The sequence below is a fragment of the Phenylobacterium sp. GW821-FHT12F10 genome (genome assembly GCF_058806695.1).
This window is the reverse complement of record NZ_JBXAPY010000002.1, coordinates 489248-509708: the sequence shown is the minus strand read 5'-3', so window position 1 is coordinate 509708 and position 20461 is coordinate 489248. Positions and strand designations below refer to the sequence as shown.

Below are 20461 nucleotides of genomic sequence, written 5' to 3'. Positions count from 1 at the left end.
AGATCGCGCGGCGGGGCGACAACAGGGGTGATGCACATTCGCCGACGAGGCGACCGGGAGATCGCCTGTTCCTTGCGCGCTCAGGTTTTATTGCCCCTAGGGAAGGTTAAAAGACCCTTGGTATTTGCGCCACATGAGGCCGAAAAGATGCTGAGTGAACGCCGTTCACCTATCGCCGTGCGTTGACAGACTCTAGCTCGCGGCGTGACCGTATCGATTGCTGGGGCAGCCGCCGCGTGTTCCCGGCCGAAAATATTGCGCGGCGAATGCTGACAGACCGGACCGGCGTAGAAAGTCCGGCTGTCCTGGGAGGAAACGTAGAATGTCCAAAACTCTGCACCTGCGGAGCTTGCTGGTCGTTGGCGCGAGCGCCGCGGCCCTGACCGCGATGAGCTCGCCCGCCTTCGCCCAATCGGGCGGTAGTAACGTCATCGAAGAGCTTGTCGTCACCGCTCAGCGGCGCGAAGAGTCGCTTCAAGACGTTCCCGTCGCCGTCTCGGCCTTCTCCGAGGACAGCCTCCGCGTCCAGCGCATCGACGGCGGGCAGAACCTGCTCCAGGCCATTCCGAACGTGAACTTCTCGCGTTCCAACTTCGGGGGCTACAACCTCTCCATCCGCGGCATCGGCACCAAGGTCGTCGGCAGCGGCGAGGCCGGGGTCAGCTTCCACCAGAACAACACCCCGCAGACCGCCAACCACCTGGCCGACGCCGAGTTCTACGACGTGGAGCGCGTCGAAGTGCTGCGCGGACCGCAGGGCACCCTGTACGGCCGCAACGCCACGGGCGGCGTGGTCAACGTGATCACCGTCAAGCCGATCGTCGGCGACGAGCACATGAGCGGCTGGCTGAGCGCCGAGTACGGCAACTACAAGACCACCCGCGTGAAGGGCGCCATCAACGTCCCCCTGAACGACTTCATGGCCATGCGCTGGTCGGCCTCCTACATCAAGCGGGACGGCTACGGCGACAACACCTACACCCACAACGACATCGATGACCGCGACCTGACCTCGTCGCGCCTGCAGTTCCGCGTGAAGCCGAACGACGTCCTCGACGTCACCGCCCTGTGGGAGCACTTCAACGAGAAGGACTCCCGTTCGCGTATCGGCAAGCAACTCTGCATCGCCGACCCGGGCCCGGCCACCATCGGCGGCGTCGCCACCGGCGCCAACCGCAACTACTTCAGCCAGGGCTGCCTGCCCGGCACCCGCTACCAGGACGCCGCCTACGGCGCCGTCAACTCGGTCGCCACCCTCGGCGGCCTGCTGGCCCAGCTGGGCGGCCTGTCCAACGGCAACCTGAACGCCGGCAAGGTGCAGGACCACAACCTGCTGAACATCGAGTCGGTCACCGACCCGATCTACCAGGCGCAGGAAGACTTCTTCCAGATCGACGCCTCGGTCGCCCTCACCGACAGCCTGACCTTGGCCTCGCTGACCGGCGTGAACTACAACGAAGGCTACTCCTACGCCGACTACAACCGCATCGTCGGCACCGGGGTGTTCACCCCGGCCGGCGCCATGAACCTGGTGGCGCCCGGCGGCTTCGTGACCGACCCGCAGGTCGGCCGCGACAACAAGCTGCGCTCCTTCGACTTCGGGCGCACCGACAGCAAGGAATACAGCCAGGAACTGCGGCTGTTCTCCAACAACGAAGGCGCCTGGAACTTCAGCGTCGGCGGCCTGTACACCAAGTACCAGTCGGTCACCGACTACTACGTGTTCTCCAACTCGCTGACCGCCTTCGCGCAGCTCAACGACCTGGGCGGGATCCCCAACGTCTTCCCGTTCTACGTCGACCCCAACTTCCCGCCGTCGGATAACGAAGGCCGCAACTACTACGACTCCCGCGGCCACAACACGACCACCTCCAAGGCCGTGTTCGGCGAAGTCTACTGGGCGCTCAACGACACCCTGAAGCTGACCGCCGGCCTGCGCTACACCGACGACCACAAGGTGCTGGACTCCACCCCGATCACCCTGCTGGCCGGCCCGACCAAGGTCGCGCCGCCGCCCGCGTCCGGCGTGATCCCGAACCCGAACTTCACCGGCGGCCGCGGCGCGGCTCCCGCCGTGCGGGTCGACTATCAGAACGCCGCCACCACCGGCCGCCTGAACCTGCAGTGGACGCCGGAGCTCAGCTTCACCGAAGCCTCGACCTTCTACGCCACCTACGCGCGCGGCTATAAGGCGGGCGGCTTCAACACCCCCTGCGACGCCACGACGCCGGGTTGCGCGGCGGTGACCAGTTCGTTCGCGCCGGAACAGCTCGACGCCTTCGAAATCGGCACCAAGAACAGCCTGCTTGGCGGCAGCCTGATCTTCAACGCCACGGCGTTCTACTACAACTACAAGGGCTATCAGATCTCCAAGATCGTGAATAAGTCCTCGCAGAACGAGAACGTCGACGCCAAGATCAAGGGCGTCGAGATCGAGAGCATCTGGGAGCCGATCCACAACCTGCGCTTCAACCTGCAGTACGGCTGGCTGGACACCGAGATCCAGAACGGCTCCTCGATCGACACCATGAACCGCACCCAGGGCAATCCGAACCTGGTGGTGGTGAAGGCCACCGACGGTTCCAACTGCGTCGCCACCACCTCCGGCGTCGCCACCCTGCTGACCATCGCGCCGACCGCGGTCCTGGGCATCTGCTCGGGCCTGCCCTCGGCCCTGGCCGGCGCCATCGGGATCTACAACTACCCCGCGGGCGTCGCGACGGCTCCGGCCTTCGTCAACAACGCGCCGCTGCCCAACAGCGTGGCCAATATCGGCCAGGGCGTCCCGGTGAACCTGACCGGCAAGGAACTGCCCAACTCGCCGAAGTTCACCGTCGGGTTCGGCGCCCAGTACAAGTGGGACATCTCCGACAGCATGAGCCTGACGGCCCGCGCCGACTACTATCGCCAAGACGACAGCTACGCGCGGATCTTCAACTCCACGACGGACAAGCTGGAAGGCTACCAGAACATCAACGCCACCGTGACGCTGAGCAACCCCGACTGGGGCCTCGACATCCAACTGTACGGCAAGAACCTGACCGACGAGCAGCCGATCACCGACCTCTACCTGACCGACGACTCCTCGGGCCTGTTCACCAACACCTTCACCCTCGAGCCGCGCCAGTACGGCGTGACCGTGACCAAGAAGTTCTAGTCTCCCCCAACCGGGAGCGCCTTTTGGGGCGGCGGGGAAACCCGCCGCCCCTTTTTCTTGCCTGACGCCAAATTCCCGCTCATCTGAGACGCCCGCGTCAATTCGTCGACCCGGTATGCCGAACCAGGCCGACCAAGCCGCCGAATGGCTAAGCTTTCCCTGGGATTAGCAAAGCCACCAAAGAACACGGGTCAGTTTTGTACCAGCGGTTTGAAACTGCGGTACTTCGGCCACAGGCGCGCGAAAGCGGCGCCGATTCCCGTCCACTTCCGGGCCGTAACATTGACGTCGCCAGGCGCGCGACGGAGGTAGCGCGCTTCCAGACGCCTCCCCGCGCCTGGTTTTCATTAGATTCGTACATGCAGGCGGAAGCGGACGCAGGTCCCGCCGCCTTGGAGGATACATGTCGCCAACCAACCGCACGCGTCTGCGCACCGTCCTGGCCGTCGGGGTCTCGACCCTGACCCTGGCGGCGATCGCGGCTCCGGCTTTCGCCCAGGACGCCAACGATTTCACCATCGAAGAACTGGTGGTCACCGCCGAAAAGCGCGAGCAGGCCCTGCAGGACGTGCCCGTCGCCGTCTCGGCCTTCACCTCGGCCCAGCGCGACGTCGTGGGCATGAACAACATCCAGGACTTCGTGAACTTCACGCCGGGGATGAACTATTCCGGCACCGACCGGGTGTCGCTGCGCGGCGCCGGCCGCAACACCTTCTACGTGGGCAACGACCCGGGCGTGGCCACCTATTCGGACGGCTTCTACTCCGCCTCGTCGTCGGAACTTTTCAAGTCGCCGCTGTTCGTCGAGCGCACCGAGATCCTGCGCGGTCCGCAGGGCACCCTCTATGGCCGCAACGCCATGGGCGGCGCGGTGAACACCGTCTCCAAGCACCCCTCCGATGAGTTCGGCGGCGAAGTCCGCCTGATGGTGGGCAACTACGAGCACACCAAGATCGAGGGCGTGGTCTCGATCCCGGTGGCCGAGCACCTCCGCTTCAAGATCGGCGGCAGCAACGACCTCCAGCGCGAGGGCTTCATCAAGAACATCGGCGGCGCCAATGACGGCGGCGCGATCAAGCGCACCTATTTCGAGTTCCAGGCCGAGGCCGAGCTGGGCGACAACACCAAGGCCTGGCTGCGCTATTCCAAGACCGGCTGGGATGACACCACCGGCGTGGGCGACCGCCTCGCCAACCTGGTGACGCCCTACGACACCACCCGCGTCTTCCAGCCGATCGGCGGCCTGATGCCCAACCCGGCCTATGGCTACGGCGTGGCCAATCCGGGCGTCACCGACCCCTATACCCAGAACACCAACCGCGACGGCTACGGCCACCTGCGCGGCAACCACCTGCTCACCGCCCAGGTCACCTATGACCTGGGTTGGGCCGACCTGAAGTACATCGGCGGCTTCCAGCAGTACAACTACCAGACCGGCGGCGACTATGACGGCACCAGCCGCACCGCGGCCATCACCATCCCCGGCATGGTGGTCCCCTACTACCCGGACCAGACCACCGACTTCAACGAGCACAAGCGCTACTTCTCCAACGAGCTGAACCTCACCTCCAACAGTGACGGCCCGCTCTCCTGGATCCTCGGCCTCTACCAGTACCACGAGGAATATAAGCAGCGGATCCAACTGGGCGCCCCGCAACAGACCCAGCTTTCCCAGCCCCTGACCCTGCTGGGCACGCCGGCCGCGCCGAACCCGCTGCGCAACTTCGCCGACCAACAGGCGGTGCTGGAGTCCAAGGCCTGGGCCGTGTTCGGCCAGTCGACCTACAAGTTCAGCGACAGCTGGGCGATCACCGGCGGCCTGCGCTACACGGTCGACGACAAGGACGGCTTCGAGAGCCAGCGGCTGATCATCCAGTCGCCCTCCATCGCCGGCGGCGCCGCGGCCTTCGACGTCTCCAGCGACATGGATCCGTCCACCCCGGGCGTGCAGAACTTCCGCAACATGTCCGACAGCTGGAGCGCCGTCACCGGCACCCTGAACCTGGACTGGACCCCGGACACCGACACCCTGGCCTACGCCAAGTACAGCCGTGGCTATAAGTCGGGCGGCTTCCTGCTGGGCACGCTCGCCCCGCAGCCCAAGGCCGACCAGGAAAGCGTCGACGCCTACGAAATCGGCCTGAAGAAGACCTTCAACGGTCGCTTCATCCTGAATTCGTCGGTCTTCTACAACGATTTCAAGGACCTGCAGCTCAACCTGTCGCAGCTCAACGCGACCGGCACCGCCGCGGCCTCGAACTTCGTCAATGTCGACGCCAAGGCCTGGGGCGTGGAGCTGGAAGCCCAATGGCGTCCGACCGAAGCCCTGCAGATGATGGCCTCCTACGGCTATCTGAACACCGAGATCACCCGCGGTTGCTGCTTCTATGACCCCGCGGACCCCTCGGCCCTGCTGGCCAGCGCCCAGCCCAAGGGCGGCACCGCCACCACCAACGGCGTGCTGCTGGTCTTCCAGGACCTGAAGGGCAGCCAGCTCTTCCAGTCCCCGGAGAACAAGTTCGCCTTCAACGCCAACTACACCTTCGACTTCACCCCGGGCTCGCTGATCCTGTCGGGCACCTACACCTGGACGGACTCGACGATCTACCAGCCCTTCAAGGACCCGGCGTTCGAGGTTCCGGCCTACGGCACCGGCGATCTGCGTGCGATCTGGAAGGACGCCGACGACAAGTACACGCTCATCGCCTCGGTGAAGAACGTGACCGACGAGGAGGGCTTCACCTCCACGGGCTCCACCAACCCCACCGCGATCTTCGGAAACCCGAACCCCGGCCTGGTGGTTGGCGGCACGCCCTATCTGCGTCAGACGGGCGTCGCCATCACGCGGGGCCTGATCGCGCCGCGGACCTACAGCCTGGAATTGCAATACCGGTTCTAAGGCGAGACGGCCCGTCCCTCGGGGCGGGCCTCTTTCCCCAAGCCACGCAAGGGGCGGCGGAGCGATCCGCCGCCCCTTTTCGTCGGCCGCGCCAGGAATTCCGGCCAAGCTCGCGCCGTACAACCCCAGTTTGGGAATTTAACGTCTCCGCAAGCGCTTAGGCGCATTCTGAGCATAAGTTCCCCGGCGCCGGCGATACATGTCCCTTCCTGACTTCTTCTTCGAACGGGTCACCAGCGAAATCCATCAGCAGATGGAGGGCGTGCTGGCCCTTGCCGAGCGCCTGGCGCGACAGCCCCTGAGCGCCGACGCCCAGACCTGCGTGGCCGGGGTGGCCGAGGCCGCGGCCTGCGTGCGCCAGATCCTGGCCTCCAGCGCCGACCTGAAGGACGCCGCCACCAGCGGCATGGCCTTCGAGCCCGCCCCCAAGCGCCTGCGCGACCTGGCCGACGAGATCGAGGCCCGCTGGGGCCAGAGGGCCGCCAAGTCCGGCGTCACCCTGCTGGTCTCCTATGACGGCGCGCCGGAGATGACCGCGCTGATCGATTCGACCCGGGTCATGCAGGCCTTCGACGGCTTCATCGCTCAGGCCCTTGCCGGGGTCCGCCACGGCGCTGTGGAGGCCACCCTGCGCGCCCACGCCGCCGGCGACATGCTGCGGCTGGAGGGCCGGGTTCGCGGCGGCGGCGAACGCAGCCTCGGCGACAAGCCCTTGGATATTCAGGAGATCGAGGCCCTGTTCGGCCTGGAGACCGCACTGTCGGTCGAGCTCGGCCGGCAGATCGTCAAGGCGGTCGGCGGGGAGGTCCGCACCGAGGCCAACGCCGGCGCCGGCGAGACCCTGGTCTTCGAATTCACCGCCCCCCACGCCGTGGAGGCCAGCGACGAGCCCGCGGCCGACGACGCCGACGCGCCCCATCGCGCCGCCCACATCCTGGTGGTGGACGACAACGCCACCAACCGCATGGTGGCCGAGACCCTCTGCGAGATGTTCGACTGCACCTCGGAATCGGCCGTCGACGGCATGGAGGCCCTGGAGGCCGCCCGCACCGGCCGCTTCGACCTGATCCTGATGGATATCAAGATGCCCCGCATGGACGGGGTCACCGCCACCCAGGCGATCCGCGCCCTGAAGGGCGAGGCCGGCAAGGTGCCGATCATCGCGCTCACCGCCAACGCCGACCCCGAGGACGCCGCGGGCTACCTCAAGGCCGGCATGAACGGCGTGGTGGAAAAGCCCATGAAGCCCGAGAACCTGCTCCGCGCCCTGCAGGAAAACCTCGGCGGCGGCCGCGCCGAAGAGTCGGTGGCGGCCTAGACCCTAGTCCTTCAGCCGCACCGTCACCTTGGCCGACAGGCCGGGGCGCAGGCGCGCGACCTCGGGCTGGCCCGGATCGAGCTTCAGGCGCACCGGCACCCGCTGGACGATCTTGGTGAAGTTGCCCGAGCCGGGCTCGAAGGGCAGCAGAGCGAACTCCGACCCCGATCCCGGCGCGAAGCTGTCCACATGGGCCTTGAACCTCACCCCCGGCAGGGCGTCGACGCGGATGGTCGCCGCCTGGCCGCGCAGCATGCGCTCGACCTGGGTCTCCTTGAAATTGGCGGTGACATAGAGGGTGTCCATGGGCACCAGGGTCAGCAGGCGCGTGCCCGGCGCCACATAGTCCCCCGGATTGGCCTGGCGGTCGCCGACCGTCCCGGCGATGGGGGCGCGGATCACCGCGTGGTCGGCGTCCTGCTGGGCGAGGCTGAGGGCGGCGATGGCCTTGGCGTGGGCGGCGCGGGCGGAGTCCAGGGCCGCCAGGGCCTCGCCGCGCCGGCTGCCGGTGACGGCGGCCTGGTTGCGGCTGACGGCGTAGGCGGCGCGGCTGCGTTCGGCCACGGCGCTGGCGCTGACCGCCTCGGCGCGGATCCGCTCGGCGTCGCGGCGGGCGACGGTCCCGGAATCCACCAGCGATTCGTAACGCTCCCAGTCGGCCTGGGCCCGGGCCGACTGGGCGTCGGCGGCGCGGATCCCGGTCTGGGCCTCGGCCACGGTGGAGGCCGCCAGGGCCTCCTCCGCCCCCAGCCGCGACAGGGCCCCTTCGGCGGCGGCCACGGAGGCGGCGGTCATGGCCACCTCGCCCTGGGCGGCGGCCAGGCGGGCGGCGTACTCCTCGGGGTCCAGCACGATCAGGGGCTGGCCGGCCTTCACGGTCTGATTGTCGGCCACCAGGACCTGGGCGATCAGGCCCTTCACGCGGGGCGCCACCACGGTGCGGTCGCTCTTCAAATAGGCGTTCTCGGTGGTGACGGTGGCCTTGGGCGCCCGCAGCCAGGTCACCCCGCCGACCGCCAGGACCACGGCCAGGGCGAGCACGATCAGGGCCCGGGTCGGCGGTCGGCGGCGGACCTTCAGGGGCACGACCTTGGGTCCCTCCTCATAGGTCGCCGCGCTCATCGGTCGAACACCAGGAGCGTGCTGGAGGCCGTGGCGTAGAGGCGGCCGTTCAGGTCGGTCAGCCGGCCCTCGGCGAAGGCGGCGCGCCGGCCGATGGAGATGACCTTGCCCTCGGCGCGGACCGGACCGGTGTGCTCGGTCATGGCCCGGTGATAGGCGACCTTCAGCTCCAGGGTGGTGTAGCCCTGGCCGGGCTTCAGCCTGGAATGGACCGCGCAGCCGACGCAGGAGTCCAGCAGGGTGGCGGCGAACCCGCCGTGCACCGAGCCGATGGGGTTGTAGACCCCGGCGTGGGGCGTGGCGCCGAACACCACCCGGCCGTCGTCGATCTCCACGTGATCGAAGCCCATGGTGTGGCCCATGCCCACCGGCGGGGCGGTGGGGTCGATGAAGATCGCCCGCAGTTGCTCCAGCCCGCTCAGGGCCGCGAAGTCGATGACGTCACTCACGAAGGGTCGCCTTGTTCCGGGGAGGAAGGGGCAAGGCCCATGCGGGCCTTGATGCGGGCGCGGCTCTCGGCCAGCAGCCGGTCGGAGAGCGCGCGGTCGGACACGGCGCGCGACAGGGCCACCGCCCCGGCCATCTCGGCCAGCAGGGAGCCGGCCAGGCCCTGGCGCTCGTCGGCCGCGCCCACCTGCAGGCGGCTGGCGATCATCTCGATCAGGGAGTCGACGCCGGAGTCGAAGGCCGCTCGCGCCGGAGGGCCCTGACGCGGAATGTCCGATGACAAGAGGGCGATGGGGCAGCCCCGCTCGGGATGGTCGCGGTGCTCGGCGGAGACATAGAAGTCGACGAAGCCCGATAGCAGGGCCTGGGAATCCCCGGCCCTAGCCATGCGGGTCAGCCGCCGCCGGCTCTGGTCGAAGGCCGCCTGTACGGCGGCCCCCACCAGGGCGTCCTTGGAGGTGAAGTGGGCGTAGAAGCCGCCGTGGGTGAGGCCCGCCTCCCCCATGATCTCCGCCACGCTGACGCGGTCAGGCCCCAGGCGCCGCATCGCGCTGGCCGCGGCCTTCACCACCCGAGCCCGCGTCTCGGCCTTGTGATCTTCGCCATAGCGCATTGCGCGTCTCCGCTTTATATGATGATCATAATATAATGGTGCGCGGGTCCGCAAGAGCAATGCCATGAGCGATCAAACCGCGGTGGGACGCCTCTCCGACCGCCGCAAGCTGCTGATCTTCGGGGTCATGGCGTTCGGCCAGTTCATGGCCCTGCTGGACATCCAGATCGTCGCCGGCTCCCTGGGCTCGATCCAGGCGGGGCTCTCGGCCGGACCCGACGAGATCGCCTGGGTGCAGACCGCCTATCTGATGGCCGAGATCGTCATGATCCCGCTGGCGGCCTTCCTCTCCCAGGCCATCTCCACCCGCTGGCTGTTCACCGCCTCGGCGGCCCTGTTCACCCTGTCCAGCCTGATGTGCGGCCTGGCCTGGGACATCGATTCCATGATCGTCTTCCGGGCCATCCAGGGCTTCACCGGCGGGGCCATGGTGCCCACGGTGTTCGCCACCGGCTTCGCCATGTTCGACGGCCCCAAGCGGGCGATGATCCCGGCCATCCTGGGCATGGTCTCGACGCTGGCCCCGACCCTGGGCCCCAGCGTCGGCGGCTGGGTCACCGATGTCGCCGACTGGCGGATGCTGTTCTTCATGAACGTCATCCCGGGCCTGGCCATCACCCTGATCCTGCCGGCCCTGGGCAAGGTGGACGAGGCCGACCCGTCCATGCTGCGCAGGATCGACTGGCTGCACGTCGCGTCCCTGGCGGTCTTCCTGGGGGGCCTGCAATACGTCCTGGAGGAAGGCCCCCGCCACGAGTGGTTCACCGATCCCGGCGTGGCCTCGGCGGCCTGGATCTCCCTGGTGGGGGCGGGGGTGTTCTTCGAGCGCACCTTCTTCTCCACCATGCCGGTCCTGAAGCTGACCCCCTTCCGGCGGCCGACCTTCGCCATGGCCTGCGTGCTCAACCTGGTGATCGGCTTCGGACTCTATTCGGCCACCTACCTGACCCCGGTGTTCCTGGGGCGGGTGCGGGGCTTCACCAGCCTGCAGATCGGGGTGACGGTCTTCGTCTCCGGCCTGACCATGGCCGTCGCCGCCCCCATCGCCGCGCGGCTCTCCACCCGGGTCGACGGGCGCTATGTGATCGGGGTGGGGTTCTGCTTCTTCGCGCTCGGCCTGTGGATGTTCTCCAACATCACCGCCGACTGGGGCTTCGCCGAGCTGCTGGTCCCGCAGGCGGTGCGCGGCTTCGCGGTGCTGCTCTGCATCGTGCCGGCGGTGGGCATGGCGCTCAACGGGGTGGCGCCGGCCGAGCTGCGCTATGCGTCGGGCCTGTTCAACCTGATGCGCAACCTGGGCGGGGCCATCGGCATCGCCGTGGTCAACACCTGGATCGCCGACTTCGGCCGGGTCCACGCCCTGCGCCTGGGGGAGGCCATGTCGGCCCGCCCCGAACAGGCCGGCGGGGTGGTGGCGGGGCTCACCGCCTACGCCTCGCGCTTCACGCCCGACGCCGCCCTGGCGCTCGGCCAGGCCCAGAGCCAGCTGGCGCGCATCGTCGGGCGCCAGGCCGCGACCCTGGCCTTCGCCGACACCTTCCGGCTGATGGCCTGGGTCTTCATCCTGGCCCTAGTGATCGTCCCCTTCTGCAAGCCCGCCCCCACCGACGCCGCGCCGGTGAACGAACACTAGCCGGCGGTCTCGCCCTGGGGGATGCTGGGCCATAGCCTGGGGGCGAGACGCCATGACATCCTTCTACGACCGCAAGATCCTGCCGCGCCTGCTGACCTGCGCCTGCACCTCGCCGCCGATGATGAAACAGAGGGCCAAGATCGTGCCCCAGGCCGGCGGCAAGGTGCTGGAGCTGGGGATCGGCATGGGCCTGAACCTCGCCTTCTACGATCCCGCCAAGGTCAGCGCCGTGGTGGGCGTCGACCCCTCCCCCGAGCTGAGGGCCCTCGCCCGGGCCGCCCCGCGCCCCGAGGGGCTGAAGGTGGAGGTGGACGATGGGACCGCCGAGGCCCTGCCCTTCGAGTCCGGCAGCTTCGACACCGTGGTCTGCACCTTCACCCTCTGCTCGGTGCGCAATCCGGCCGCGGCGCTGGCCGAGGCGCGTCGGGTGCTCAAGCCCGGCGGCCGCTTCCTGTTCTGCGAGCACGGCCTGGCCCCCGATGCGGACGTCGCCAAGTGGCAAAGGTTCTGGGACCCGCTCTGGAGCCGCATGGCGGGCGGCTGCCACCTCATCCGCCCGGTGGCCAGCGCCATCGCCGCGGCGGGCCTGAAACTGCAGGGGGTCGAGACCATGTACATCCCCGGAACCCCGCGCATCGCCGGCTGGAACGAGTGGGGGACGGCGGTCGCCGCCTGAGGGTGTTTGCGCTTGCGCCGCCCCCCAGGATTCAAGCTAGGGTGGAGAAGTCGCGGCGCGCACGGGCGTCCTGAGTTGGGGGACTAGTATGGCGGCGCCGAGCCTCGCGGAAATCACCACCGTCCTCCTCTATGACGAGGGCAACGTCTGGGCGGGCGGCCAGGTCACCTTCTCCTTCCCCCGCGCCGGCAGCCTGTGGCCCGGCTACGCGGTGGACGACGAACAGGCCAACGCCGACTACGCCGCCCCGACGGACGTCCAGGACGTGCGATTCCGCGCCGCCCTCGAGGCCTGGGACAAGACCATCGCCATCAGCCTGGTGGAGACCGACGACCTGGCGGCGCCGGGCCAGATCCGCATCGCCTTCACCGACGTCAACGACTTCACCAGCAGCGACAAGACCGAGGCCTACGCCTACCGGCCGCCCACGCCGGGCTACCAGCCCTCGCCCTGGGAGGGCGACGTCTGGCTGGACGAGACCCTGCAGACCAGCACCTTCGCCGCCGGCTCCCCGGGTTTCGAGACCGTCCTGCACGAGCTGGGGCATGCCCTGGGCCTGCAGCATCCCTTCGGCCCGGGCGCGGTCCTGCCCGCCGAGTACGACAACATCCGCTACACGGTGATGGCGTACGATCTCTACAAGGACGCCTTCTATGTGACGATCGAGCCGGTGGACGGGGTCAACCGGCTGGTGGGCCGGGCGGTGGCCCCCTCCACCCCCATGGTCTTCGACATCGCCGCCCTGCAGGCCAAGTACGGGGCCGATCCGACCACGGCGGCCGGGGACACCACCTACACCTGGTCCCAGGCCACGCCGTTCATGCAGGCCATCTACGACGCCGGCGGGACCGACACCTTCGACCTGTCGGGCCATACGCGCTCCTCCGTCGTCGACCTGACGCCGGGCGCCTATTCCTCGATCGCCTACTATTCGGCCCAGGCCCAGGCCAACTACTGGAACGGCCTCTATCCCAACGCCGGGACCACCATCTCCGACTTCATCATCGATCCGGAGACCTACACCTGGTCCAACAACCTGGGCATCGCCTACGGGACGGTGATCGAGAACGTGCTGGGGGGCTCGGCCACCGACACCATCCTGGGCAATGACGCGGGCAACTACCTGAACGGCGGCGGCGGGAACGACTTCCTGCGCGGCTTCCTCGGGGACGACAGCATCGTCGGGGGGAGCGGCTTCGACGACACCCACGGCAACCAGGGCAATGACACCGTCCGCGGCGGCGACGGCCCCGACTGGGTGGTGGGCGGCCAGGGCTCCGACATGCTGTTCGGCGACGCCGATGGCGACGTGGTCTACGGCAATCTGGGCGCCGACACCCAGGAGGGTGGCGACGGGATCGACTGGGTGCGGGGCGGCCAGGGCGACGACAGCCTGGCGGGCGGGGCCGGCGACGACTGGATGTCCGGCGACCTCGGCGACGACACCCTCAGCGGCGGGGCCGGCGCCGACATCTTCCACACCTGGGGCGCGGCCGGCATCGACCGGGTCCTCGACTTCAACCGCGCCCAGGGCGACCGGGTGCAGCTCGACGCTGGGACCGCCGCCACCGCCAGCCAGGTGGGCGCCGATGTGGTCATCGACATGACCGGCGGCGCCCGGATGATCCTGGTGGGGGTCAATATCGCCAGCCTCGGCGGCGACTGGATCTTCGCCGGCTGATGAGCGTCTTCGAGACTCCGCGCCTAGTCCTGCGCCCCCGCGGACCCGAGCACCTGGAGGCCTGTGTCGCCATCAACAGCGACCCGGAGGTGATGCGCCATCTGGGTCCGGTCTGGCCGCCAGCCCAGCAGCGAGCTCACCTGACCCGCCAGTTCTCCACCGATTGGGGGCCGGGCCTCGGCTACTGGGCGATCTTCCGCAGGGCCGCGCCCGACGAGATGCTGGGCTGGGTGGGGCTGGTCCCCCTGGAGGGGACCGACGAGATCCAGATCGCCTACCGTCTGAAGCGCTCAGCCTGGGGCGACGGTATCGCCACCGAGGCCGGAGCGCGCCTGGTGGCGCACGGCCTGGAGATCCTGGGACTTCCCAGCCTCGTCGCCTGGACCCGTCCGGAAAACCGCGGGTCGAAGGGCGTGCTCGCCAAGCTCGGCTTCGAACCGGCCGGCCAGTACGAAGACAATGGCCAGGTCCAGGACCTCTACCGGCTGACCCCCGCCGCCCGGCAGCCCTGAGCGAAGGCCGACAGCATCGCCGGCGGCGGCGCGTCATAGGGGCCGAACTGGCTCGCGCCGTAGACGCCCTGAATCTTGGTGGCGGTCTGCAGGACGATCAGCAGGTCCTGGGTGATGGGGCCCGTGGCCTCCACCCCCTCCGGCGCCGTCAGCGACTCCGCCGTCACCACCAGGGCGAAGGGTTCGCCGCCGAACCCCACCGACAGCCGGTCCTCGCTGCCGATGGGGATGATCTTCTCCACCGCCACCCGGAACTCGGCCGGATCGCGGGCGCAGCTCAGCCGGATCGGCGGGGTCTGGACGCTCGCGCTTTCCGGCGCGTAGGCCAGGGCCATCCCCGCGCCGGTGACAATGGTCGACCAGCGCGACGGGACGGCCGGGGGTCCGGCCGGCGGCGCGGCGGGGCCGCAGGCGGCCAGGGCCAGCAAGGTCAGGACGGAAAGCGAGGCGAGGAGACGCATGGCCGCAGTCCTAGCACAGCCGCGCGGCGCGGCGACGTCCTGCACGCCCGACGGGATCGCGCTCGGCTCGGGCGCCTGCGGCTCAGGCGTCCTCGAGCCGCCACCACTGGTTCTTGCCGCCGTTCCAGGGGAAGGACAGGATCGTGCGGCCGTCCTCCATGACCCCGTGGTCGATATCGATCACCTGCTTCTTGTCGTTGTTGTTGATCGCCACCCAGGGCGCGGGATCCAGCCCGTCCATCTTGCACTGGAACAGCAACAGCTCGCGCGGGCCGCCGCTCTTCTGGGTCAAGGCCAATTGCAGGTGCCAGTGGGCCAGATACAACCCGCTGGCCTCGTGGCGGAAATAGTAGGCGCCGTCGTCATGCGCGTCCTCCATGACGAAGACGGTCCCGGCACGATGGTTCTTCGGCCGGAGCACCGGCCTCTGGTCGAGATGGATGGTGTAGTCGGTGGCGCCCACCACCATCTCGGTCGGCTGGCCCGAGGTCTCATAGGCCACGATGTGCACCCGTCTGTCGGTCATGTCGTCCTCCCGCCGCTGTCGCGAGTCTCATTTGAGATCACAGCGTTCCGCCAAGCTGTGCCATAGGTTGCAAACTAAACCTAGGGTGCGATGTCGGGATGGCGCCACTTGGCGAGGAATTGTCCGCGGGTGGTAGCTGGAGGCGGGCTCGAACCGCCGACCTGTGGGTTATGAATCCACCGCTCTAACCAACTGAGCTACCCAGCCATGAGCCACCCGCGGAGGCGCGGGTTATAGGGTGGGATGTTCGTCGCTTCAAGCGGCTTGGGTGCGGCGCAAAGCCCGGCTAGAGTTGCGGCTCATATGAGCGTGCTCCACCTCCTTGGAACGGCCGGCGAAGGCGGCGCGGAGACGTACTTCGTCGACCTGGTCTCAGGCCTGTCCCGCGCGGGCGTCGCCCAGGCCGCCGCCATCCGTCCCAACGCCAATCGCCAGGCCCGCCTGGCCGCCGCCGGCGTCCCCGTCGAGACCTTCCGATTCGGCGGCCCCATCGACCTGCTGACCAAGCCCAAGGTCGCCGGCTTCGCCCGGCGGCAGGGCGCCAAGCTGGCGCTCGCCTGGATGAACCGCGCCGCCCGCCACACGCCCAAGGGGCCCTGGGCGCGGATCGGCCGGCTCGGCGGCTACTACAATCTCAAATATTATCGCGGCTTCGACGAGCTGGTGGCCAATACCGAGGACATCGCCGAATGGATCGTCGGCCAGGGCTGGCCGCCGGGCAAGGTGCGCTGCATCCCCAACTTCGCCGCCACGCCGGCGGAGGCGCCCGCCGCCGACCGCGCCAGCCTCGCCACCCCCGCCGACGCCCCCCTGCTGCTCTCCATGGGCCGGCTGCACGAGGCCAAGGCCCACGACATCACCCTCCAGGCCCTGACCGAGATTCCCGACGCCTTCCTGTGGATCGCCGGCGTGGGGCCGCAGGAGGCCAAGCTGAAGGCCATGGCCGCGGCCCTGGGCGTCGCCGACCGGGTGCGGTTCCTGGGCTGGCGCACCGACGCCTCGGCCCTCTATCGCGCCGCCGATGTCTGCGTCTTCCCCTCCCGCTACGAGCCCCTGGGCAATGTGGTGATCCAGGCCTGGGCCCACGGCTTGCCGGTGGTGGCCGCCGCCAGCCAGGGCCCAGCCGCCCTGATCGCCGACGGGCAGGACGGCCTGCTGGTCCCCGTCGACGAGGCCGAGGCGCTCGCCGCCGCGGTCGCTCGCCTGCTGGCCGACCCCATGCTGCGCATCCGCCTGGTGCAGAACGGCTCGGACCGCGTGGAGGCCGAGTTCTCCGAGGCCGCCGTCGTCGCCCAGTGGCGGTCGCTGTTTTCCGACTACGGAGCCGCCTGATGTGCGGCATCGCCGGGGTGCTGCACGGGACGGCCTCCGCGCGTCCCATGATCGAGACCCTGACCCACCGCGGCCCCAACGGGGTGCGCACCGAGCAGGTGCGCGGCGGCTCGGTGGCCCATGCCCGCCTCTCCATCATCGACCTGGAGGGTGGCTGGCAGCCCTTGCATGCGGCCGGCTGCACGGTCATCGGCAATGGCGAGATCTACAACTATCTGGAACTGACCGCCGAGTTCGGCCTGGCGGGCGAGCTCGCCACCGGCTCGGACTTCGAGCCCCTGCTGCACCTCTACGCTCAGGAGGGGCCCGCCGCCTTTCAGCGGCTGCGGGGCATGTACGCCTTCTGCCTGATCGGCGCCGACGGCCGCACCTGGCTGGTGCGCGACCCGTTCGGCATCAAGCCGCTCTATGTGCTCGAGCAGGACGGGGCGGTCTATTTCGCCTCCGAACCCCGCGCCCTGGCCAGCCTGCTGCCGTCGGAGCTCAGCGAGGACCACGCCCGCGAACTCCTGGCCTTCAACTACGCCCTCGGCGAGGCGACCATCTTCAAGGGCCTGAGGCGCCTGGCGCCCGGCGAAATCGTCGAGGTGATCGACGGCAAGCTGCAACCCTCGACGCGGCGGCCCTTCCTCTCCGTCCCACCCGCCCCCACCGCGGGCGATGAGGCGGCGCTGATCGGCCAGCTCGACACCGTGCTGGAGGACAGCGTCCGCGTCCATCAGCGCTCCGACGTGCCCTACGGCCTGTTCCTGTCGGGCGGCATCGACAGCGCGGCGATCGGCGCCCTGATGTCGCGGCTGAACGCCCGGCCGGTCACCGCCTTCACCTGCGGCTTCGAGGCGCCGGGCGCCAAGGACGAGCGGGCCCAGGCCGAGCGGGTGGCGAAAGCCCTGAACCTGGACTGGCGCGAGACCACCTTCGACGAGGCCGACTTCTGGCGGATCCTGCCCCAGGTCGCCTGGGCCCTGGACGATCCCACCGCCGACTACGCCACCCTGCCCACCTACAAGCTGGCCGAGGCCGCCAAGGGGACGCTCACCGTGGTGCTCACCGGCGAGGGGGGCGACGAGCTATTCGGCGGCTATGGCCGCTATCGCAAGGCCCTGCGCCCGGCCTGGCTGGGGGGCCGCGCGGCCGAGCCGCGCCCCGACGACGCCCAGGCGCTCTCGCGCTGGCGGACCCAGGCCAAGCCGCCCGCCGGCCTCACCCGCCTGCAGCAGGCCCAGTGGGCCGACATCGCCACCTGGCTGCCGAACGACCTGCTGCTGAAGCTGGACCGCTGCCTGATGGCTCACGGCCTGGAGGGGCGCACGCCGTTCCTCGACCCGCGCGTCGCCGACTTCGCCTTCCCCCTGCCCGACCGGTTCAAGGTGCGCGGGCGCTACGGCAAGTGGCTGGTCCGCAAGTGGCTGGAGCGCGTCTGCCCCGCCGCCGATCCCTGGGCCCGCAAGCAGGGCTTCACCGTTCCGGTCGACGCCTGGATCGCGCCCCGCGCCGCCGACCTCGCCGAGCGGATCGGCAAGCTGGAGGCCGTGCGCCGCGTGCGGACACCGGACGAGGTGCGCGCGACCTTCGCGCAGGGCGGCGCCGAGCGCTGGCCGCTGCTGTTCTTCGCCGTCTGGTCGCTGATCCACCTGGAAGGCGCCGCGCCGGACGAGGCCCTGCGCCAGGTCGCCGGAACAATTTGATTATGGATTTCAAGGAGCTTCATATGCGCCGCCTTCTCTTCACCGCCGCCGTCGCGGTCCTCGCCTCCGCCTGCGGCCCGACCCAGGCCGCCCCGGTGGAGACCCGTCCGCCCAACGCCCCCAACCTGACGCCGGCCTTCCCGAACCAGACCCGCGCGCCGGAGGTCAAGGCCGGCGTCGAGTTCGAGGTGAAGACTGTCGCCGAAGGCCTCGCCAATCCCTGGGCCATCGCCTTCCTGCCGGACGGCAAGATGCTGGTGACCGAGCGGCCGGGCCGCCTGCGCATCGTCACCCCCGACGGCAAGCTGAGCGAGCCGGTCACCGGCCTGCCCGCCGTCTACGCCAAGGGCCAGGGCGGCCTGCTGGGCCTGGCCATCGACCCGGCCTACGCCAAGAACGGCCTAGTCTACTGGAGCTACGCCGAGAACCCCGAGGGCAAGTTCACCAACACCGCCGTGGCGCGCGGCAAGCTCACCATCGGCGCCGACGGCCAGGGCGCCATCGAGAACGCCCAGGTGATCTTCCACCAGGCGCCGTCGATGGAATCCACCCTGCACTATGGCGGCCGTCTGGTGTTCGCGCCGGACGGCAAGCTGTTCATCACGCTCGGCGAGCGCTCCATCCTGCCAGGCCGGGTCCAGGCCGAGCGGCTGGACGGCCTGCTGGGCAAGGTGGTGCGGCTGAATTCCGACGGCAGCGTCCCCAAGGACAATCCCTTCGTGAAGACCCCCGGCGCCCGGCCCGAGATCTGGTCCATCGGCCACCGCAACGTCCAGGGCGCGGCGCTGAACCCGGCCACCGGCAAGCTCTGGACCATCGAGCACGGCGCCCGCGGCGGCGATGAGCTGAACATCCCGCAGGCCGGCAAGGACTACGGCTGGCCCACCATCACCTACGGCATCGAGTATCAAGGTGGCCCCATCGGCGCCGGCATCTCGGCCAAGGAAGGCCTGGAGCAGCCGGTCTATTACTGGGACCCGGTGATCGCCCCCTCGGGCCTGGCCTTCTACAACGCCGCCCTGTTCCCCAAGTGGAAGGGCAGCCTGTTCATCGGCGGCCTGGCCAGCACCTCGGTCACCCGCCTGACCCTCGACGGCGACAAGGTGGTGGGCGAGGAACGCCTGCTCACCGACCTGAAGGAGCGCATCCGCGACGTGGTGGTCGGCCCCGACGGCGCCCTCTACCTGGCCACCGACAACGCCGAGGGCCGGATCCTGAAGCTGGTCCCGAAGGGCTGATCCCAACGCCGCTCATCCCAGCGAAGGCCGGGACCCAGATTCATCCGGGGTGAGCGAAGAAGATCCGAGACGGAGCCTGCGCCCCTTCGCAGATGGGAGTGGGTTTCACCTGGGTCCCGGCCTTCGCCGGGATGAGCGGGGTGGGCGGTCGCTAAGCCGCCCGCGCCAGATCATCCCGCGCCTCGGCGGCGATCTGGAAGGAGCGCAGGCGGGCGCCATGGTCGAAGATCTGCGAGGTGACCATCAGCTCGTCGGCCCCGGTGCGCCCCACGAACTCCGCCAGGCCCATCCGCACCGTGTCGGGCGAGCCGATGATGGCCTGGGACAGGGCCGAGGCGAGGCCCGCCTGGGCCATGGGGTCGAGGCGCTCGCCATAGCCCTCCACCGGCGGCGGCAGGGGGCCGGGCTGGCCGGTGCGCAGGTTGACGAAGGCCTGCTGCAGGGAGGTGAACAGGAACCGCGCCTCTTCGTCGGTGGGCGCGGCCACGATGTTCAGACCCAGCATCACATAGGGCGCCTCGGCATAGGCCGAGGGCCGGAACTGGGCGCGGTAGAGACTGATCGCCTGCATCATCTGGGCCGGGGCGAAATGGCTGGCGAAGGCGAAGGGCAGGCCCAGCGCCGCGGCCAGCTGGGCGCCGAACAGGCTCGACCCCAGGATCCAGACCGGCACGCGGGTCCCCTCGCCGGGCACGGCGCGAACCGCCTGGTTGGGCTGGGCCGGCTCGAAATAGTGCAGCAGCTCCAGGACGTCCTGCGGGAACTGGTCGACGTCGCCGGTGAGCGTCCGGCGCAGGGCCCGCGCGGTGAGCTGGTCGGTCCCCGGCGCGCGGCCGACCCCCAGGTCGATGCGCCCGGGATGCAGCGCCGCCAGGGTCCCGAACTGCTCGGCGATCACCAGGGGCGCGTGGTTGGGCAGCATGACGCCGCCGGCCCCGACCCGGATGGCCTGGGTGCCTGCCGCCACGTGGGCGATCACCACCGAGGTCGCGGCGCTGGCCACCCCGCGCATGTTGTGATGCTCGGCCAGCCAATAGCGGTTGTAGCCCAGGGCCTCGGCGTGGCGGGCCAGGTCCAGCGTGTTGCGCAGGGACTGGCCGGCGTCGCTCCCCTGCAGGATCGGCGAAAGGTCGAGAACGGAAAGCGGGGTCATGGGGC

At 69.3% G+C, this 20461-nt stretch carries 16 protein-coding genes and 1 tRNA gene; 10 read left to right on the top strand and 7 right to left on the bottom strand.

All coding sequences use genetic code 11. The features are described 5' to 3' along the window. The first annotated feature begins 322 nt into the window (after positions 1–322). The 3 genes from AC1RN5_RS14910 to AC1RN5_RS14900 all read left to right on the top strand — a co-directional run bounded on the left by AC1RN5_RS14910 (position 323) and on the right by AC1RN5_RS14900 (position 7374). Positions 323–3157: a TonB-dependent receptor gene (locus AC1RN5_RS14910; RefSeq protein WP_493041942.1), complete on the top strand. Its 2835-nt coding sequence runs from the start codon at positions 323–325 to the stop codon at positions 3155–3157. A gap of 403 nt (positions 3158–3560) precedes the next feature. Continuing rightward, positions 3561–6056: a TonB-dependent receptor gene (locus AC1RN5_RS14905; protein WP_493041941.1), complete on the top strand. Its 2496-nt coding sequence runs from the start codon at positions 3561–3563 to the stop codon at positions 6054–6056. 199 nt (positions 6057–6255) lie between these two features. Further along, positions 6256–7374: a response regulator gene (locus AC1RN5_RS14900; protein ID WP_493041939.1), complete on the top strand. Its 1119-nt coding sequence runs from the start codon at positions 6256–6258 to the stop codon at positions 7372–7374. 3 nt (positions 7375–7377) lie between these two features. Here the strand turns inward: AC1RN5_RS14900 and AC1RN5_RS14895 are convergent, their stop codons facing one another. Genes AC1RN5_RS14895 through AC1RN5_RS14885 form a run of 3 tightly spaced genes read right to left on the bottom strand, consistent with a single transcriptional unit; the run spans position 7378 to position 9556 of the window. Next, positions 7378–8496 carry an HlyD family secretion protein gene (locus AC1RN5_RS14895; RefSeq protein WP_493041937.1) on the bottom strand — a complete coding sequence of 373 codons (1119 nt, stop codon included), beginning with the start codon at positions 8494–8496 and terminating at the stop codon, positions 7378–7380. Further along, complete coding sequence (locus AC1RN5_RS14890) at positions 8493–8945, bottom strand: PaaI family thioesterase (protein ID WP_493041936.1); 453 nt, start codon at positions 8943–8945, stop codon at positions 8493–8495. Before AC1RN5_RS14890 ends, AC1RN5_RS14895 begins: the two co-directional genes overlap by 4 nt. Beyond that, positions 8942–9556, bottom strand: a complete 615-nt coding sequence (locus tag AC1RN5_RS14885) for a TetR/AcrR family transcriptional regulator (protein WP_493041935.1) — start codon at positions 9554–9556, stop codon at positions 8942–8944. The genes AC1RN5_RS14890 and AC1RN5_RS14885 overlap by 4 nt, the downstream gene beginning before the upstream one ends. A gap of 64 nt (positions 9557–9620) precedes the next feature. Between AC1RN5_RS14885 and AC1RN5_RS14880 the strand changes: the two genes are divergently transcribed. From AC1RN5_RS14880 to AC1RN5_RS14865, 4 genes are all read left to right on the top strand, one after another. After that, complete coding sequence (locus tag AC1RN5_RS14880; protein ID WP_493041932.1) at positions 9621–11189, top strand: DHA2 family efflux MFS transporter permease subunit; 1569 nt, start codon at positions 9621–9623, stop codon at positions 11187–11189. A gap of 52 nt (positions 11190–11241) precedes the next feature. Next, the gene (locus AC1RN5_RS14875) at positions 11242–11865 is read left to right on the top strand and encodes a class I SAM-dependent methyltransferase (RefSeq protein ID WP_493041931.1); all 624 of its coding nucleotides are present in this window, start codon (positions 11242–11244) and stop codon (positions 11863–11865) included. An 88-nt stretch (positions 11866–11953) separates the two neighbouring features. Beyond that, positions 11954–13546, top strand: a complete 1593-nt coding sequence (locus AC1RN5_RS14870; protein ID WP_493041930.1) for a matrixin family metalloprotease — start codon at positions 11954–11956, stop codon at positions 13544–13546. Continuing rightward, positions 13546–14058, top strand: coding sequence for a GNAT family N-acetyltransferase (locus AC1RN5_RS14865; protein WP_493041928.1), 513 nt, complete (start codon positions 13546–13548; stop codon positions 14056–14058). The genes AC1RN5_RS14870 and AC1RN5_RS14865 overlap by 1 nt, the downstream gene beginning before the upstream one ends. Here AC1RN5_RS14865 and AC1RN5_RS14860 read toward each other — a convergent pair. The 3 genes from AC1RN5_RS14860 to AC1RN5_RS14850 form a co-directional block, all read right to left on the bottom strand. Next, positions 14025–14519, bottom strand: coding sequence for a hypothetical protein (locus AC1RN5_RS14860; protein ID WP_493041927.1), 495 nt, complete (start codon positions 14517–14519; stop codon positions 14025–14027). The two genes, AC1RN5_RS14865 and AC1RN5_RS14860, sit on opposite strands and share 34 nt — an antisense overlap. An 82-nt stretch (positions 14520–14601) precedes the next feature. Beyond that, entirely contained in the window at positions 14602–15045 is a 444-nt protein-coding gene (locus AC1RN5_RS14855) for a hypothetical protein (protein ID WP_421934886.1), read from the bottom strand. A 130-nt stretch (positions 15046–15175) separates the two neighbouring features. After that, a tRNA-Met gene (locus AC1RN5_RS14850) sits at positions 15176–15252 on the bottom strand. A gap of 96 nt (positions 15253–15348) precedes the next feature. On the opposite strand from AC1RN5_RS14850, the gene AC1RN5_RS14845 reads away from it, so the two are divergent. Genes AC1RN5_RS14845 through AC1RN5_RS14835 form a run of 3 tightly spaced genes read left to right on the top strand, consistent with a single transcriptional unit; the run spans position 15349 to position 19303 of the window. Continuing rightward, entirely contained in the window at positions 15349–16377 is a 1029-nt protein-coding gene (locus tag AC1RN5_RS14845; protein ID WP_493041926.1) for a glycosyltransferase, read from the top strand. Further along, complete coding sequence (asnB, locus tag AC1RN5_RS14840; RefSeq protein ID WP_493041924.1) at positions 16377–18065, top strand: asparagine synthase (glutamine-hydrolyzing); 1689 nt, start codon at positions 16377–16379, stop codon at positions 18063–18065. Before AC1RN5_RS14845 ends, asnB begins: the two co-directional genes overlap by 1 nt. 23 nt (positions 18066–18088) lie before the next feature. After that, entirely contained in the window at positions 18089–19303 is a 1215-nt protein-coding gene (locus tag AC1RN5_RS14835) for a PQQ-dependent sugar dehydrogenase (RefSeq protein ID WP_493041923.1), read from the top strand. Between the two features lie 151 nt (positions 19304–19454). Here AC1RN5_RS14835 and AC1RN5_RS14830 read toward each other — a convergent pair whose 3' ends face one another. Beyond that, on the bottom strand, positions 19455–20456 hold the full coding sequence (locus tag AC1RN5_RS14830; RefSeq protein ID WP_493041922.1) for an LLM class flavin-dependent oxidoreductase: 1002 nt from the start codon (positions 20454–20456) through the stop codon (positions 19455–19457). Positions 20457–20461: the final 5 nt, after the last annotated feature.